Origin of the sequence: Methanofastidiosum sp. (genome assembly GCA_035362715.1) — an archaeon.
GTDB lineage: Archaea > Methanobacteriota_B > Thermococci > Methanofastidiosales > Methanofastidiosaceae > Methanofastidiosum.
In genome coordinates, this window is sequence record DAOSDU010000022.1 from 1 (window position 1) to 14,977 (window position 14,977).

Genomic DNA, 14,977 nt, shown 5'->3' on the forward strand with positions numbered 1-14,977 from the left:
ATCGACATCTTTTATTGGATCAATTCTTTCCAATACCTTGTTACTGTCTATATGCTTTGGTAAAGGTAACTGAACTAGAATACCATGAATATCTGTTCTTTTATTCAATTTATCAATTAGTAAAAGAATATCCTGTTCAGAGATATCGTCATAATAAAATTCTTCATAGTCAATCCCAATTTTCTCTGAATCCTTCTTCTTTAAATTAACATAAATTCTAGATGCAGGATCATCGCCTACCAAAACAGTTGCCAGTTTGGGGTGAAGGCCGTTTTTTTTATATTCTGATACTTTTTCTGCAAGCTCATTTGCTATTTTGAGAGATAAGGCCTTACCGTCCAGTATTTTTGTGGTCATAGATTTATTGGGAATTTTTTGCAGAGATCCCTTACCTCCGCTCTTACTTTTTCAGGCGCGCAGTCATCCTTCTTCTGAAGCACTCTGTTAATCATCCCAGCTATATGTTTCATTTCCGATTCCTTCATTCCTCTAGAAGTAATTGCAGGAACACCTAATCTAAGCCCAGAAGTAACGTTAGGTGGCTTTGGATCATATGGTATAACATTTCTGTTTGCTGTAATGCCTGCACTCTCCAATAACTCTTGCGCTTCTTTTCCTGTAATGTTATTATTTCTTAAATCCATCAAGAGTAAGTGATTATCAGTTCCCCCGGTGATAAGATCATATCCAAGTGACAAAAGTTCTTCAGATAAAACTTTACAATTATTTATAATTTGTCTTTGGTAGTTGATGAAATCTTCTCCCATTGCCTCCTTGAAGCAAACAGCTTTTGCTGCTATTGTATGCATCATTGGACCACCTTGGGCAAAGGGGAATACGGCTTTATCGATTGCTTTTTTGTGTTCTTCCCTACAAAGTATTAATCCCCCTCTTGGGCCTCTTAAAGTCTTGTGGGTCGTAGATGTTACAAAGTCACAGTAAGGAACGGGAGATTTATGGAATCCACATGCAACTAGTCCTGCAATGTGTGCCATATCTGCCATCAAAAGAGCACCAACTTCATCTGCAATTTCTCTAAATCCTTTGAAATCTATCTCTCTTGGATATGAACTAGCGCCTGTTACAATAAGTTTAGGTTTTAATTCAATGGCTTTTTGTCGTACTTCATTTAAATCGATTCTATAAGTATTTTTATTAACACCATAAAACTGAAAGTTGTAAAATTTTCCAGAAAAATTAACAGGGGATCCGTGCGATAAATGCCCCCCACAGGATAGATCCATCCCTAAGACAGTATCCCCAACATCTAAACATGAAAAATATACTGCCATATTAGCCTGTGTTCCTGAGTGAGCCTGTACGTTTGCATGATCTGCTTTAAAAAGTTTTTTTGCCCTTTCGATGGCGAGAGATTCTGCAACGTCAACAAATTTGCATCCACCATAATACCTTTTTCCGGGGTAACCTTCGGCATATTTATTGGTCATAACAGACCTTTGCGCTTCAAGAACTGCGTTGCTTGTAAAATTCTCACTCGCTATAAGTTCAAGTCCTTCATTTTGACGATTTTTTTCATCTTCAATTGCATTAAAAATTTCGACATCAACTTGATCCAATGATTTCATAAAACCACGACTATGATTACAAATGCCTAAATCTCTTATAAATATTTTGCTATTTGCCAATATCAAGATATTCGCATATTGCTATTTTATGGCACTAATGTTTCATAATAGTTAATTTTATATACTGATTAGGTAGGATAATATATTATTCTGGCATGAAATAGAGGAATTACTATGGTAAAAGATATTTGTATCTTAAGGGGAAGAACTATTGATGAGCAAGAAAAGTTAATCATCAAAGCTTTAATAAGAAATCCCAGAAGCAGCGATAATCAAATAAGCAAGGCGACAAGAGTTCCCGTAAGAACCGTCTACAGAAAAAGGAAGAAACTTGAAGAAGAGGGCATTATTCATTATTATCTAAATGTAAATCTAGATAAGTCGGGTATCGGGAAAATAAATGCCAGACATCTCTATCTAATAAAATTTAAACTTGGCCTCCCATATACTCAATTTATTCGGGAGATTAATGAAGAAAATAATGTTAGAACAGTATTTACTGAGCATATTTACCAATCATTCCTTGCAGAGGTTGATGGGAGAGTTGCTCTTGTTATGATTTTAGAAGGAGAAAGGGATGAGGACATAGTAGAAAACTTTAACAAAATAATTGTTCCATCTTTAAAGAAAAATCATGGCCCCGATTCTATAGAAGATGTCCAGACAATAAGGCTTTCAGATCCGATAAGATTCTTCCACAATTATATGCCAATGTTAAATATAAAAAACGGAAGAATTAGGGATGACTGGAGAGATGAATTACTTTTTATTACCTAATTTTATTTGATTATTTTAGGCCATTTTATCTTTTTTTTAGTCCTTATTAGACCTAAATTAGCCATTATATAACAGTAAGTATTAAATACTAGATGATACTTCTTTTTTCTATCAAATACCTAGACAAATGGGTAGATATAAAAAATATTTTTGGAGGAATTAAATGGACAAAGAACAGGTAAAGAAAATAATTAAGGATAAGAACATAAAATACGTTAGATTGCAATTTGTGGATATGCTTGGGATACCAAAGAACTTTTCAATATCTGTAGACCTTCTGGACTCTGTATTCGAATCTGGAATGGGTTTTGATAGTTCTTCAATTAAGGGATTTACAGATATATCCCACAGCGACAGCGTTTTGATGCCAGACCCTAACACATTCAAAATAATTCCGTGGCTTGATGAAGCAAGGATAATATGTGATGTATGTTACCCAACAACTTTGAAACCTTTTGAGGGTGACCCGAGGAGTCTTTTAAAAAAGGAAATACAAAAGCTTGCAGAAGACAAAATGGAATTTTATCTTGGGCCTGAAATTGAGTTTCACTTATTAAAAGAAGAAAACGGGAAACTTGTACCTCATGATTCAGGAGGCTATGCAGATTTTGCACCTCTTGACCTGGGAGAAGAAATTAGAAACAAAGCCGGCCTATACATGCAAATGATGGGTGTCAAAAGCGAGATCACCCACCACGAAGTAGGAGATGGTCAGCACGAAATTGATTTTAGATTTAAGGAAAGTGCCCTTGAAGCAGCAGATGACGTTATCACATACAAACAAGTAGTAAAAAACATAGCCGCTAAAGAGGGGCTTGTAGTTACTTATATGCCAAAACCATTCTACGGTCAAGCTGGAAACGGTATGCACTGCCACCAAAGTGTATTCCAAAACGGTAGAAACATATTTTACGACCCAAAGACAAAGAATTTGTCCGACAAGGGTAGATGGTACGTAGGTGGAATTTTAAAGCATGCTAAAGCACTAACAGCAATTTGCTCTCCATCTGTAAACTCCTATAAGAGATTAGTTCCAGGATATGAAGCTCCTGTTTATATCTCATGGGGATGGGCTAACAGGACAACTCTAGTACGATTGCCTGGATACGACCCAACTAATGAAAAGGCTTTGAGGCTAGAGTTTAGATCTCCTGACCCAACTTGTAACCCCTACCTTGCGTTTACAGCTATGCTAAAAGCTGGAATGGATGGAATTGAAAATCAGATTGAGCCACCTGAACCAGTTGACTACGATATATTCGAGTTATCAATGGCCGAGTTAGAGGAAAGAGGTATAGAAACCTTACCAATAAACCTTGGAGAGGCCATAAAAGAACTGGAAAAGGATAAGGTAGTAAGAGAATCCCTTGGGAAGCATATATACGAGAAATATATTGAACACAAGAAGAAGGTCTGGAAAGACTACTCGATGTACGTAACCGACTGGGAATTCCAAAAATATCTCAGATATTGATAATATTTTATTTTTTCTTATATTTTTTAAAAAATTAATTCTAATAAAAATCGCTATTTATTTAAAAATATAGTAAATCGAATCTAAAATCTTTTATATTTAAAGTACTTTTACAATACAGATGTTATACCTTATAGGCCTTGGGCTGTCAGAAAAAGACCTTTCATTGAAAGCCTTTGAATTATTGGATAAAATCAATAATATTTACGTGGATACTTACACTAATTATTTTGATTTTGATCTTCTATGGCTTGAAAAGGCCCTAAATAAAGAAGTGATTCCTCTTTCTAGAGATGACATAGAAAAGAATCCTGTGTTTCTGGAGACTGCAAAATTTGAGGATGTAGCACTTCTTATATCCGGAGACCCTCTTGTTGCAACAACTCACACAGATATTCTATTAAGATCTATAAAAAAGGGAGTTAAAACAAAAATATTTCACGCTTCCTCAATTTATTCAGCGATTGCTGAAACTGGCCTCCATATTTATAGATTTGGAAAAACTGCGAGTATACCCTACCCCGAGGAAAACTTCTTCCCAAGAAGCTTTTATGATGTAATAATTGAAAATAAAGAAAGAAATCTCCATACAATGCTGTTGCTCGATGTAAAGCGGGAGAAAAATCTCTTTATGAATCCAAGAGAAGCAATGGATATACTAAAAAAGATTGATGAAAACAAAAATATTAAAGAAATTATTGTAATTTCAAGGATTAGTCACGATGATCAAAGAATCGTATACGGGGATATAGAGGAATTAGCTGGGTTCAATAATGAATTCTACGGCTTACCCCCCCATACTTTAGTTGTTCCTGCAGAGTTGCACTTTGCTGAAGAAGAATATCTCTTAAGCCTTGCAGAAATATATAAAAACAGTAAAAATAAATAAAAAATATTACTATAATAAAATAGCCTTGGTGTTATTATTATGCCATTTGAAAACAAGAAAATAGATGAATTGGCTGAAAAAATATCCAAAGTTGAAACTTCTAACGAAGAAAGAATTGTTGAAGTATCAAGACTGCTTGACGGGTATAAAGAATTTCTCGATAGATTAAAATCACATAATGTTGAAGCTATTAAACAGTGGGAAATTGAAAACTTTGAAGAAAAACTTCAGCAGATTATAGAAAATGTCGATGTTATTAGTGATAAAGAGAGAACTGAATTAGAAGAACAGAAAATCTATGACGATATTGATGAGTTAAAAGTTATTGTCTGGGATATACAAAAAAAGATTGACTCAAATTTATTAGAGCTTAAACATAGAATCGATGAAACAGAAAAAGAGCAGGAACTTTCACTTATTAATTTTTTAAGAAAAGTAAAAAATAAAGAAGAGGCTTTTACAGAGCAGTATATACTTGACAACTACACTGAAGTCCTTGAAATATTCTCGCTCCTTGATGTAGAAAATAAGAAACTTCCAAAAAATGTATCTCCTGAAATTGAAAGTGAAATAAACAAATACTTGTCAAAAATTGAAGATAAACTTGAGAAGGCCGAGAACTTCCTCAAAAAAGATTATGAGATGTTTCTAAAGGAAATTGAGGAAAAGAACCGGTATTTGAACACTCAATACATTTCAGAAAACTTTGATGAAACTAGAGAAATCTACTCCTCATTAATTGAAAAGAAGAGACAACTTAAAGGTGGAAGAGCTACACTTATTGACAATAATCTTAAAATTTTAAGTGAGAGAATAAAAGAAATAGAAGATAGGAAAAGAATTGATCTCTTAACTATCCTTGATGAAGTTGAAAAACTTCTTCCTGTTTTTACAGAAGAATACATATTAGAAAATCCCATGGATTCACGGGCGGTTTATGAGAAGTATAGCAAAATAGGAAATTCTCTGAAAGGAACAATAGACTCTAAAATTGAAGAAAAAGTTAGAAACTCTATAGATAACTTGCTTTCAAGAATAGAAAATGTTGAAAAAAGAGAAATTGAAAATCTTTCTTTTGTCTATGATAGAACCGGAAGGGCTCTTGAAAAATATACCGAGGATTACATTGCAGGAAATTTATCCGAGGCAGAGAGAACTTATGTTGCATTGTCAAGAGATATGGAAAGATTACATCCAAGATTTTCCAATGAATTGAGTAAGAATATTGAGAAAAACTTAAACGATTTATACTTGAGAGTTAAAAATATTGAAGCAATCAAGAAAAGAGAACTTGAGAACTTTTTAGAGAATTCATACAAAGCTTTGGAAGAATTTGATTATTCCAAGATAAATACAGATTTAGAGTCTGCTAGAGAGATGTACCACAAACTTCTTGAAGAAAAAAGAAGATTGCCTGCAGACCTTGAGATTGTAATTGAAAGTAATTTATCCGAAATACAGGAAAAAGTTATCAAAACTGAAGAAGCCAAAATCAAAATACTAGAGGATTTCTTGGAGAAGACAATTAATAATTTAGAGAAGTATCCCAAGGAACACATAGATGCGAACATCAAAGAAGCAGTTTTTCTATACAACAGCCTTAGAAGAGAGCAAAAAAATCTCCCTGTGGGGATTGACTATGAACTTGAAAAGGCAATCAATGTAAATCTTAATGCCTTTGATAACAGAATAAAGGAAATTGAAGATGGAAAGAAAGGTTACGTTGATGAATTTATTGAATACCTCAATAAGAAAATGGGGGACTTCACAGAAGAAAAAATATTGGACAATCTAATAAGAGCGAAGGAAGAGTTCCAGAATCTTTTGAAAGAAAAAGAAGACATTGTAGTATTTGCAAATTCAGAACAAGAAATAGAGATAGAGAGAAAGATAGAAAAAATAAGTGCAATGCTAAAAGAGGTACAAGGAGACGAGCTTCAAAAGATTGATATTCTTTTGAGAAGGGCACAAACTTTTGACATTAAATTTGATCAGGGCTATATCAACTCAAATCTCTTTGAAGTGAGGGATCTTTACAAAGATCTAATGAAGACCAGAAATGAAATCCTTTCTATAATAGCTGAAGATAAAAGAGATGAAATTGATGAAATCCTTGCAAGGCTCAAGAAGAGAGTAGAGCACGCTGAAATAGTCAAAGAAGAGGAACTTCAATACTTTATTAGAAGAGTTAAAGGATTATTGGAAAAGTATAGTTTTGCGCAGGTTCTAAGAAGTACAGCTGAAGCTAAAGACGAGTATCAGACCTTGATTAAAGAAAAGCAGGGACTGCTACTAGAATATGATGATCAGCTAAGGCTTGAGATAGAGGCTTTGATGTCTGAATTTAGCAGTAGGATAAAGGACGCCGAAAAAGAGATTGTTCAGAGCAAGATTGATAAGATTGTTAACAAGATTGGTAGCTTTATTACAAGATACTCCTATGTTGAGCCATCAGATAAGGCCCTAGTTATGGAAATGATAGGCGAATACAAAGACATAGTTGCTAATTATAAACAGTTTGAAAATGAACTAGATATGAAATCTCAAGAGCTCTTAAAGGAAAGAATTCAACAGTGCCAGAATCTCATAAAACAGATAGATTACGAAATACAGTATGAAAGAGACATCATGGAGATAAGAGAAGGCTGTACAGAATTTATAAAAATGTACAAGGACAGAGAAGTCCTCCTCTCAAGAATATGGGACGCCCAGAATAGATACAATTCTCTTCTTCAAAAATTTGAGAGCATCCCCTTCCATAAAGATTCTGCAACTGAGCACGAGATAGTAAAGAAGTTACAGATTTGTTACGGATTAATTGACAAATCCTTTAAGGGACTATAAAGAGATAAAGATTACATGATATTGAAAACTTCTAAGGATATTCTAAGAGAGATTGTTCTCTGCGATCATTGCCTTGGAAGACAGTTTGGAAAGATTTCAATATCTACAAATGAGAGGAGAGGCAAAGTAATACGTAATTTATTGATTTGCTTGAATCCTGAACTATCAACTAAATTTAACAAACAAAAACCCTGTTTTCTTTGCGACAATATTTTTGAAAGAACAGAGGGCGTTCTAAGAAATATCTCACCTGATTTTGAGTTTTTTACATTTCATGTGGGCACAAAGATTCCTGAAGAGATCATGAAAAAAGAGGAAATGCTCAAGGAGAAATATGGCCTTCAGTACCAGGAAAGTATCAAACAGGAGCTAAATAGGGAACTTGGAAAAGAGATAGGGGCCATTATAGGGAAGGAATTCAAAAGAGAAAAAGAAGACGTAACTATACTTCTGCACCCATACGATTCAAAAGTTGAGTATGTTATTAATCCATTATTTATTTATGGCCGTTACAACAAGCTAGTTAGGGGAATCCCGCAGACCAAATGGTTTTGTACAAAGTGCAAAGGTCGTGGATGTCCAAAGTGTGGCAATACTGGAAAAATGTATGATGTAAGCGTTGAAGAGTTAATATCCGAGTTGTTCTTAAAAGAAACTAAAGGTACGGATTCATCTTTTCATGGCGCAGGTAGAGAAGACATCGATGTTTTAATGCTTGGGAACGGTAGACCATTTGTTCTAGAAATAAAATCTCCAAAAATCCGAGATATTGATCTTCAAAAGCTAGAACTAGAAGTAAATCAAATTAATGAAGGGAAAGTGAGAATTTCAGATCTTTGCTTTGTTGAAAAGGAAGTAGTTGAGAAAATAAAAAATACCCATATGAGAAAAACTTACTTGGCAGAGATTGATGCATGTTTAACTGAAGAAGAAAAGAAAAAAATAGAGGAATTTTTCATAGACAGAGACATATATCAGGAGACCCCGAACAGAGTTGTACATAGAAGAGCTGATAAAACAAGAATTAGAAAGGTTTATAAAGTTCTTACCTCTAAGGAAAATTGCTCGTCACTAGAGATATACTGTGATGGTGGACTTTATATAAAAGAACTTATCTCTGGAGATGAGGAGAGAACAAATCCCAGTATTGCAGAATTATTGGGTAAGAATATAAAGTGTGTATTGCTAAATGTAATTAGTATTGAAGAGAAGGTGTAATAATGGCTAGAAAATCTCATGGTTTCAGAATAAAGACAAGAGGTAAACTATCAAAAGATGTGAGAACAAGAGGAAAAGTTCCTGTATCAAGAATCCTTCAGGTATTTGATGTGGGTGACTCCGTTCATGTTATTTTAGAACCATCTGTCCATAAAGGTATGCCCTTCCCAAGATTTCACGGGAAAACAGGCAAGGTAGTCGGAAAGAGGGGTTCAGCTTATCTACTTTCTGTAATGGATGGAAATAAAGAAAAGACTGTTATTTCAAGACCTGAACATATGAAGAAACAGGTATTTTAATAGAGGTTCTTTCATGATAGGAAAGGAAATAATCTCTGAAGATATTGTTCCAATAACAAAAGTAAAAGAGATACTTTCCAGTAGAGCTGAAAAAATCGAATTGGGATATGAACAAGGGATTTCATTAGATTATACAAATAAATTCAGCAAAATGGAAATTGAGGATATAGAAAAAGTCACCGCCGAACTTACAGAAAAAGTTCCAAGGTTAAAAAAGGAAAATATAATTAAAATAGTTGATATTGTTCCAGAAGACAAGAAAGATATCGAAGTAATATTCTCAAAAGAAAGATTAATATTGGACGAAGAGGAAGTAAAATCCATATTGGAAGTAATTGCAAAATATAAAAAATAAGTGAAATTTATGATGATGAGAACTGGCATTTTTGAGGAGTACGGAATAGTTCTGGATTACCTGCCACAGGGCCTTCCAGGCGAAAATCTCCCACCTCATAAGAGAACACCTATTGCACATATAATAGGTGAAAATTATTTCTCATTGCTAGAGGTAGTTCCATCAGAAGATCTTTCAATGTATGAAAGAGTTTTCATAGGTAAAGGAAAAAGGGATAAAATAGCTCGAGTTAAAAAAAGACTTCGCTATAATGAGCTAAGCACAACAGCAAAGGGCGAATTAAGATTTATTGTAGAAAAGATAGTATCTGAAAATGAGCAAAAATTTGTCGAGTTTTTCACTACTTCAGGCCCCATATCAATTAGATACCACAAGCTTGAACTTTTACCAGGGCTTGGGAAAAAATTGATGAATGAGATCCTAGACGAAAGGAAAAAAGGACCATTCAAATCATTTAGCGATATAAAAGATAGAGTTCCATCTATACCAGATCCTAAAAAAATGATTATAAATAGAATAATCAATGAAATGCAAGAAGTTGATAGATATTCTATTTTTGTAAGCAGACCCCCAAAAGAGATGGAATGATACCAGACAGACTTTTTTATCTTTTAAACAAATACAGAATAAGACCGTCTAAAAGCTTTTCTCAAAATTTTCTTATTTCTGATGAAGTTCTAAGATTCATGGCCTCCTACGGTAAGGGAAAAGTCCTTGAAATAGGTCCAGGTTTGGGATTTCTCACAGAAAAGCTATCCAAGGTATGTGACAAAGTCGTTGCTGTAGAGATGGATAAGGATCTTGTAAATATTCTCAAACAAGAGTATAATTTTGATAATGTTGAAATAGTCTGCGATGACTTCCTAAAGTTTGAAGACAAAAATTTTGATACGGTTGTTTCAAGTATTCCTTATGCCATATCTTCTCAGATAACATTCAAATTATTTGAAATGAATTTTGAATCTGCAACAATATTGTACCAAAAAGAGTTTGCAAGGAGATTTATCTCAAATCCGGGAGAAGATGATTATTCTAGATTATCAGTAATGTCTAAAATCTATTCAGAAATTGAGATCTTAAGAGATGTCCCTCCTTCGGCCTTTTATCCTGAACCAAAGGTATGGTCTTCTATAGCCCACATCAAACTGGATAAAAAATTTGAGATAAATGATGTCTTTGAAAACACAGTAAGAGCTCTTTTTACGCACAGAAACAAAATTGTCCACAAGGCAATCTACCATTCAAGAGACATATTTGGAAAAGGAAAAGAATTCAAGCAATCGCTCGATGAAATCCCTTATAAGGATAGGAGAGTATATACCCTAGATATCTTTGAAATAAAAGATATAAGTGATTGGCTTGAAGGGATATTATGATTTTTTTTGATGATTTTGATAAAGAGATTAATCAGGTACTTGGCGATGTCAATTGTTTTATAGGTGGGCTAGAAAAACCAATCTCTGATTTAGGAACTACCTTTCTTGATAAATTCAAGGTTTCTCTGAAAGGATTCAACACGTTTCTTCTTTTTCCATGCTGGCTTTCAGACGGATTTGATATTAAGGACAGAGAAGATGTTTCTAGAAAACTCTCTAATCTTGATGTTTATGGGATAATGCACTTGAGGATTATTGATGACATACTGGACAATCCAGAAAAAATTGACAGGAACTTACTTCTTTTATCTAACATCTGTGAATTCAAGATGTATGAGATATGCTTTAAGCTAATAGGAAGAAATGAAAGTTTTTTTAAAGATCTGGAAGATACTTTAACATATTTCTCAAATGCAGTTCTTTTTGAAAAACAGCATTATACCTATAAGGGCGTATTGACAGAGGAAATGAAAAATTATAATTATGAACTAATGGCAAGAAAGGCATTCCATTTGAGAATCCCTATTTTATCGTATTTGTATCTTGAAGGGTCAAATGAAAATAAAAGAAAAGATTTTTTTACCATGATGGAATGCTGGGGAACTTCGATGCAGCTTTTTAATGATGTTCTTGGATGGAAAGATGACTTTACATCCGGCCAGATGACTTACCCCCTTGTTAAAGTTATTGAGTATCTTGAAAATGAGAATTTAGTTGATGTGGGAAAAGCAGAAGTAATGGATATTGCTGCTGGATTTATTGAAACTAATATTTTAGAGGATACACTTGGCATGTCTCTAAAGTATCAAAAAATGGCGATTGATTCTATAAAGAGATATAATATGTATTATCTAAACGAATTTTTCGAAGATTCTTCAAACAAAATATCTTCAAGCATTGACAAATTTAAAAATAAAAGAGAGGATATACTAAAAGATATAATAAATTGAGAAATTCGCAACTTTATTTAGTTAAATTTATATATTAATCATTAAAAAAATAAATGGTAGGTGATTTTATGGATAAAACTACACATGAATTAATTAAAATGCATATAAAAGAAAATGAAGGAACAGAAACAGTATATTTGTCAGCCCCAGTTTTGTGGATGGATGCACCAGTGAAATATTACTTTTGGATGACTGAATAAAACAGAATAGATATTTATGAATTATCTAATAATTCTTTCTTTTTTATTTAATATTTTATTATCCCTTTATTCACTTAAATCAAACTATAAAAGTAAAATAAATATATTATTCTCATTTTTAGCTTTTTGTAGTGCCGGAATAATAATTACAAACTATTTAATACAAATAAGAGATCTTCCCCTCATATGGGGAAAACTAAACATCTTTTTTGTAATATGGGTCCCACCTTTTTTCATATGGTGGTGCTCTCAAGTAGTCAAAAGAAAATTAATTATTAGAGACATTTATTGGGTATTTCCAAGTACATTTTTCTCGCTTTCTTTATTAACAGAATTATTATTAAAAGATTTTACACTTATGGAATCAGGCTATGTTGAAGTTTTCGGCCCTCTTTTTTCAATTTTTTATGCTTATTATTCTATCTGTTTGTTATATGGATTAGGTTTACTTTTAATGTCGTATAAGAATACTTCATCCAGTATTGAAAAGAAAAAATACATTATAGCTTTTATTGGAGCTTTAATACCTATTGCAACTAGTATCGTGACAAATACATTCTTTAGAATTTTTGAAATTAAATCAGAATTTATGAGTAATATTTTTGTTCTTCCAATAACCAATTCATTTATGTTACTTTTTTTTTCTTACGCTGTTTTTAGGTATGGGTTTCTAAAACCAGATACTAGCATAAAACAAAAACTAGATTCCCTTCGCATAAAAATATTGTACATTACAAATATAATTATAATTGGAATTGGATGTATTATTGCTATTATCTTAATAAGTTTTGATTATTCTGTAGATGAAACTATCATTAAAACTTTTTTTATTATTATTACTGTAATCGTTTTAATAGATTTGGGCATAAATTATTCTTTATCTAGATATATACGAGATAAGATAGTTAATCCTATAGAAAAGATATCTCGGCAATCGGAAGAAGTGGGCAAAGGTAATTTTAATTTGAAAGTAGGTTTTGAAGGCGATGATGAAATAGCAGTTCTTTCAAGACAAATGGATGAGATGACTGAAAAATTAGAAAGGACCTCTCAAATAAGGGAAAATTTCAACAAAACTTTACAAATTGAAGTCCAGAATAAAACAGAGAAACTTCAAGAAGCCTACAATCAGTTGGAGAACTCAGACAAGGCAAAGAAAGATTTTATTGATGCGATAGCACATGAATTATATAATCCTCTTGCTGTTATTAGCGTAAGTAATGAATTTATTAATCTAGATATAATTGATCCTCATAACAAAAAGATGATTACTTCTATCCAAAGAAACGTACAGAGATTGAGTTCTTTGGTCAAAGAACTTGAAGAGTTTACTTTGCTAGGTCTTCAAAGTAGAAAACTTATTATTGAGAAATTTGACCTTAATGAATTAATTAAAACAATAGTACAAGATTTTATTATTTTAGCGAATAAGAAAAATGTAAATTTATCTTTAAGTTCAATTGGTAAAGATTTTTACCTAGAAGGAGATAGACCAAAGCTTACTAAAGTCTTTGTAAATCTAATAGAAAACGCAGTAAACTTCTCAAATGAAAAGGGAGAAATAAAAATCAAGATAGAAGAAAAAGAACATACACTAGAAGTAAAAATTAAAGATAAAGGTACTGGAATCAAGAAAAAGGATATCGATAATATTTTTGAAAAATTCTATCGGGCAGAAGTAGATGATGAATTAAAACAAGGCATTGGTCTTGGACTTCCAATTTCATTAGATATTGTAACAAAGCACGATGGAATAATTAATGTTGAATCAGAATATGGAAAAGGTAGTACATTTACAGTTATATTGCCCAAAAAACATGTGATACTATGATTTTTCATAAAAATGTTCAAGATATAAAAGAAAATAAAATTGAAGCGGATAATGCTAAAGGTGTTTCTATAACTACTTTGGTTGGTGAAGATCAAGGGGCAAAAAATTTCTATATGCGAATAATGAAAATTGAAAAAGAAGGATATTCCCCATACCACAGACATGAGTGGGAACATGAAAATTTTATCCTAAAAGGTGAAGGATTTTTAAAGACTGAAAATGGCAAAAGCCTAGTAAAAAAAGATGACGTTATATACATCCCACCAAACGAATTACACTGTTATATCAATGCTGGAAATGATGACTTAGTGGTCATGTGCATAATTCCATCAATGCTTTAGGAAATCCTGGACCATATTCATAGTTTCTTTATATCCATCAATTGGTATTTCCGCTCTGTTTCCGATTTCACCTTCAATTCTCAAAACTCCATGAATCCCGCAGAACATCCCTTCAGATACCTGGCCATAGAATTCCCTTGGTGGCAAAATAGAAACTGCAACAATATCTCCATCCTTTATAGACATATCATTTGTCAAAACTGTGATGGCCCTTTTTATATCAACATTACATATTAAAAGAGAATCAGATACCTTTGAGACTGAAAGAATTTTACCAACAAGAGTATCCACACCATATTTGTTATCCAACTTTATTCTTTTATCAATAAAATATAGTGTATTCATAGAGAAAATAATTTTAGCAATCCCCATTTTTGTAGAGGTTTTGTTTTCTTTTCTTGAATTAGAAAGGAAATTGGAGCTCCAGCCTTCACCGAGAGCTGATTGAAGTTTAGATATTTTTTCTCTGATAGGCTTAGTTATTTCACTTATGTCTTCTTTTTCGGCGTATGAAAATTTAATTGCCATGATGTCTGATTTCATTGAATCGGTAATCTGAAGGGCATCTTTCTTTTTCCACACACCTTCAAATCGTGTACTTTCCAATGTCTTCTTAAGAAGCTCTAATGCCTGTTCTGCCACAAGTATATTTATGTTATTTTGGGTATCCATATAAAATCCTCACAAATATTTAATTGGATCTTTTTCTCCTGCATCCTGAAATCCTTTGAGCCTTAATCTGCAGGAATCACAAACTCCACAAGCGTTATCATTTTCTGTGTAGCAACTCCATGTTTTTTCAAATGGAACTTCAAGTTGAATACCTTTCTTTACTAT

17 protein-coding genes are annotated in these 14,977 nt (G+C 32.8%); 13 read left to right on the plus strand and 4 right to left on the minus strand.

Annotation, left to right across the window (positions count from 1 at the left end):
• Both PLI06_09725 and glyA read right to left on the minus strand, forming a co-directional pair.
• Window positions 1-357, minus strand: a 357-nt coding sequence (locus PLI06_09725) for a tetrahydrofolate dehydrogenase/cyclohydrolase catalytic domain-containing protein (GenBank protein HOI77872.1), incomplete at its 3' end; no start/stop codon positions are given.
• Window positions 354-1,586 carry a serine hydroxymethyltransferase gene (gene glyA, locus PLI06_09730; GenBank protein ID HOI77873.1) on the minus strand — a complete coding sequence of 411 codons (1,233 nt, stop codon included), beginning with the start codon at window positions 1,584-1,586 and terminating at the stop codon, window positions 354-356. The genes glyA and PLI06_09725, both read right to left, overlap by 4 nt.
• A gap of 174 nt (window positions 1,587-1,760) precedes the next feature.
• Here glyA and PLI06_09735 point away from each other — a divergent pair, with 174 nt between their 5' ends.
• The 13 genes from PLI06_09735 (at window position 1,761) to PLI06_09795 (ending at window position 14,140) form a co-directional block, all read left to right on the plus strand.
• Entirely contained in the window at window positions 1,761-2,363 is a 603-nt protein-coding gene (locus PLI06_09735) for an Lrp/AsnC family transcriptional regulator (protein HOI77874.1), read from the plus strand.
• Window positions 2,364-2,526: 163 nt separating this feature from the next.
• Entirely contained in the window at window positions 2,527-3,837 is a 1,311-nt protein-coding gene (gene glnA, locus PLI06_09740; GenBank protein ID HOI77875.1) for a type I glutamate--ammonia ligase, read from the plus strand.
• A gap of 121 nt (window positions 3,838-3,958) precedes the next feature.
• A complete protein-coding gene (gene dph5 / locus PLI06_09745) occupies window positions 3,959-4,726 on the plus strand; it encodes a diphthine synthase (GenBank protein ID HOI77876.1) in 768 nt (255 codons plus the stop codon).
• Window positions 4,727-4,765: 39 nt separating this feature from the next.
• Window positions 4,766-7,570, plus strand: coding sequence for a hypothetical protein (locus PLI06_09750; protein HOI77877.1), 2,805 nt, complete (start codon window positions 4,766-4,768; stop codon window positions 7,568-7,570).
• 15 nt (window positions 7,571-7,585) lie between these two features.
• The gene (locus PLI06_09755; protein ID HOI77878.1) at window positions 7,586-8,788 is read left to right on the plus strand and encodes a tRNA pseudouridine(54/55) synthase Pus10; all 1,203 of its coding nucleotides are present in this window, start codon (window positions 7,586-7,588) and stop codon (window positions 8,786-8,788) included.
• Window positions 8,789-8,790: 2 nt separating this feature from the next.
• Window positions 8,791-9,087, plus strand: coding sequence for a 50S ribosomal protein L21e (locus PLI06_09760; protein HOI77879.1), 297 nt, complete (start codon window positions 8,791-8,793; stop codon window positions 9,085-9,087).
• Between the two features lie 13 nt (window positions 9,088-9,100).
• Window positions 9,101-9,442 (plus strand): RNA polymerase Rpb4 family protein, encoded by a 342-nt coding sequence (locus tag PLI06_09765; GenBank protein ID HOI77880.1) that lies wholly within the window; start codon window positions 9,101-9,103, stop codon window positions 9,440-9,442.
• Window positions 9,443-9,451: 9 nt separating this feature from the next.
• Window positions 9,452-10,030, plus strand: a complete 579-nt coding sequence (locus tag PLI06_09770; GenBank protein ID HOI77881.1) for a DUF655 domain-containing protein — start codon at window positions 9,452-9,454, stop codon at window positions 10,028-10,030.
• The gene (gene rsmA, locus PLI06_09775) at window positions 10,027-10,818 is read left to right on the plus strand and encodes a 16S rRNA (adenine(1518)-N(6)/adenine(1519)-N(6))-dimethyltransferase RsmA (protein ID HOI77882.1); all 792 of its coding nucleotides are present in this window, start codon (window positions 10,027-10,029) and stop codon (window positions 10,816-10,818) included. Before PLI06_09770 ends, rsmA begins: the two co-directional genes overlap by 4 nt.
• Complete coding sequence (locus PLI06_09780; protein ID HOI77883.1) at window positions 10,815-11,768, plus strand: hypothetical protein; 954 nt, start codon at window positions 10,815-10,817, stop codon at window positions 11,766-11,768. The genes rsmA and PLI06_09780 overlap by 4 nt, the downstream gene beginning before the upstream one ends.
• A 68-nt stretch (window positions 11,769-11,836) precedes the next feature.
• Window positions 11,837-11,968, plus strand: a complete 132-nt coding sequence (locus PLI06_09785; protein HOI77884.1) for a hypothetical protein — start codon at window positions 11,837-11,839, stop codon at window positions 11,966-11,968.
• 16 nt (window positions 11,969-11,984) lie between these two features.
• A complete protein-coding gene (locus PLI06_09790) occupies window positions 11,985-13,799 on the plus strand; it encodes an ATP-binding protein (protein ID HOI77885.1) in 1,815 nt (604 codons plus the stop codon).
• Complete coding sequence (locus PLI06_09795; protein ID HOI77886.1) at window positions 13,796-14,140, plus strand: cupin domain-containing protein; 345 nt, start codon at window positions 13,796-13,798, stop codon at window positions 14,138-14,140. Before PLI06_09790 ends, PLI06_09795 begins: the two co-directional genes overlap by 4 nt.
• Here PLI06_09795 and PLI06_09800 read toward each other — a convergent pair.
• Both PLI06_09800 and PLI06_09805 read right to left on the minus strand, forming a co-directional pair.
• Window positions 14,129-14,812 carry a tRNA-binding protein gene (locus PLI06_09800; protein HOI77887.1) on the minus strand — a complete coding sequence of 228 codons (684 nt, stop codon included), beginning with the start codon at window positions 14,810-14,812 and terminating at the stop codon, window positions 14,129-14,131. The two genes, PLI06_09795 and PLI06_09800, sit on opposite strands and share 12 nt — an antisense overlap.
• A gap of 9 nt (window positions 14,813-14,821) precedes the next feature.
• Window positions 14,822-14,977: 7-cyano-7-deazaguanine synthase (locus tag PLI06_09805; GenBank protein ID HOI77888.1), on the minus strand; the 156-nt coding region annotated here is incomplete at its 5' end.

What these genes read in the sequence shown, in the direction of transcription:
- PLI06_09755 (HOI77878.1), top strand. Translation starts at nt 7,586, where the DNA reads ATGATATTGAAAACTTCTAAGGATATTCTAAGAGAGATTGTTCTCTGC.
- rsmA (HOI77882.1), top strand. Translation starts at nt 10,027, where the DNA reads ATGATACCAGACAGACTTTTTTATCTTTTAAACAAATACAGAATAAGA.
- glnA (HOI77875.1), top strand. Translation starts at nt 2,527, where the DNA reads ATGGACAAAGAACAGGTAAAGAAAATAATTAAGGATAAGAACATAAAA.
- PLI06_09780 (HOI77883.1), top strand. Translation starts at nt 10,815, where the DNA reads ATGATTTTTTTTGATGATTTTGATAAAGAGATTAATCAGGTACTTGGC.
- PLI06_09785 (HOI77884.1), top strand. Translation starts at nt 11,837, where the DNA reads ATGGATAAAACTACACATGAATTAATTAAAATGCATATAAAAGAAAAT.
- PLI06_09800 (HOI77887.1), bottom strand. Translation starts at nt 14,812, where the DNA reads ATGGATACCCAAAATAACATAAATATACTTGTGGCAGAACAGGCATTA.
- PLI06_09750 (HOI77877.1), top strand. Translation starts at nt 4,766, where the DNA reads ATGCCATTTGAAAACAAGAAAATAGATGAATTGGCTGAAAAAATATCC.
- PLI06_09760 (HOI77879.1), top strand. Translation starts at nt 8,791, where the DNA reads ATGGCTAGAAAATCTCATGGTTTCAGAATAAAGACAAGAGGTAAACTA.
- PLI06_09735 (HOI77874.1), top strand. Translation starts at nt 1,761, where the DNA reads ATGGTAAAAGATATTTGTATCTTAAGGGGAAGAACTATTGATGAGCAA.
- PLI06_09765 (HOI77880.1), top strand. Translation starts at nt 9,101, where the DNA reads ATGATAGGAAAGGAAATAATCTCTGAAGATATTGTTCCAATAACAAAA.
- PLI06_09795 (HOI77886.1), top strand. Translation starts at nt 13,796, where the DNA reads ATGATTTTTCATAAAAATGTTCAAGATATAAAAGAAAATAAAATTGAA.
- PLI06_09790 (HOI77885.1), top strand. Translation starts at nt 11,985, where the DNA reads ATGAATTATCTAATAATTCTTTCTTTTTTATTTAATATTTTATTATCC.
- glyA (HOI77873.1), bottom strand. Translation starts at nt 1,586, where the DNA reads ATGAAATCATTGGATCAAGTTGATGTCGAAATTTTTAATGCAATTGAA.
- dph5 (HOI77876.1), top strand. Translation starts at nt 3,959, where the DNA reads ATGTTATACCTTATAGGCCTTGGGCTGTCAGAAAAAGACCTTTCATTG.
- PLI06_09770 (HOI77881.1), top strand. Translation starts at nt 9,452, where the DNA reads ATGATGATGAGAACTGGCATTTTTGAGGAGTACGGAATAGTTCTGGAT.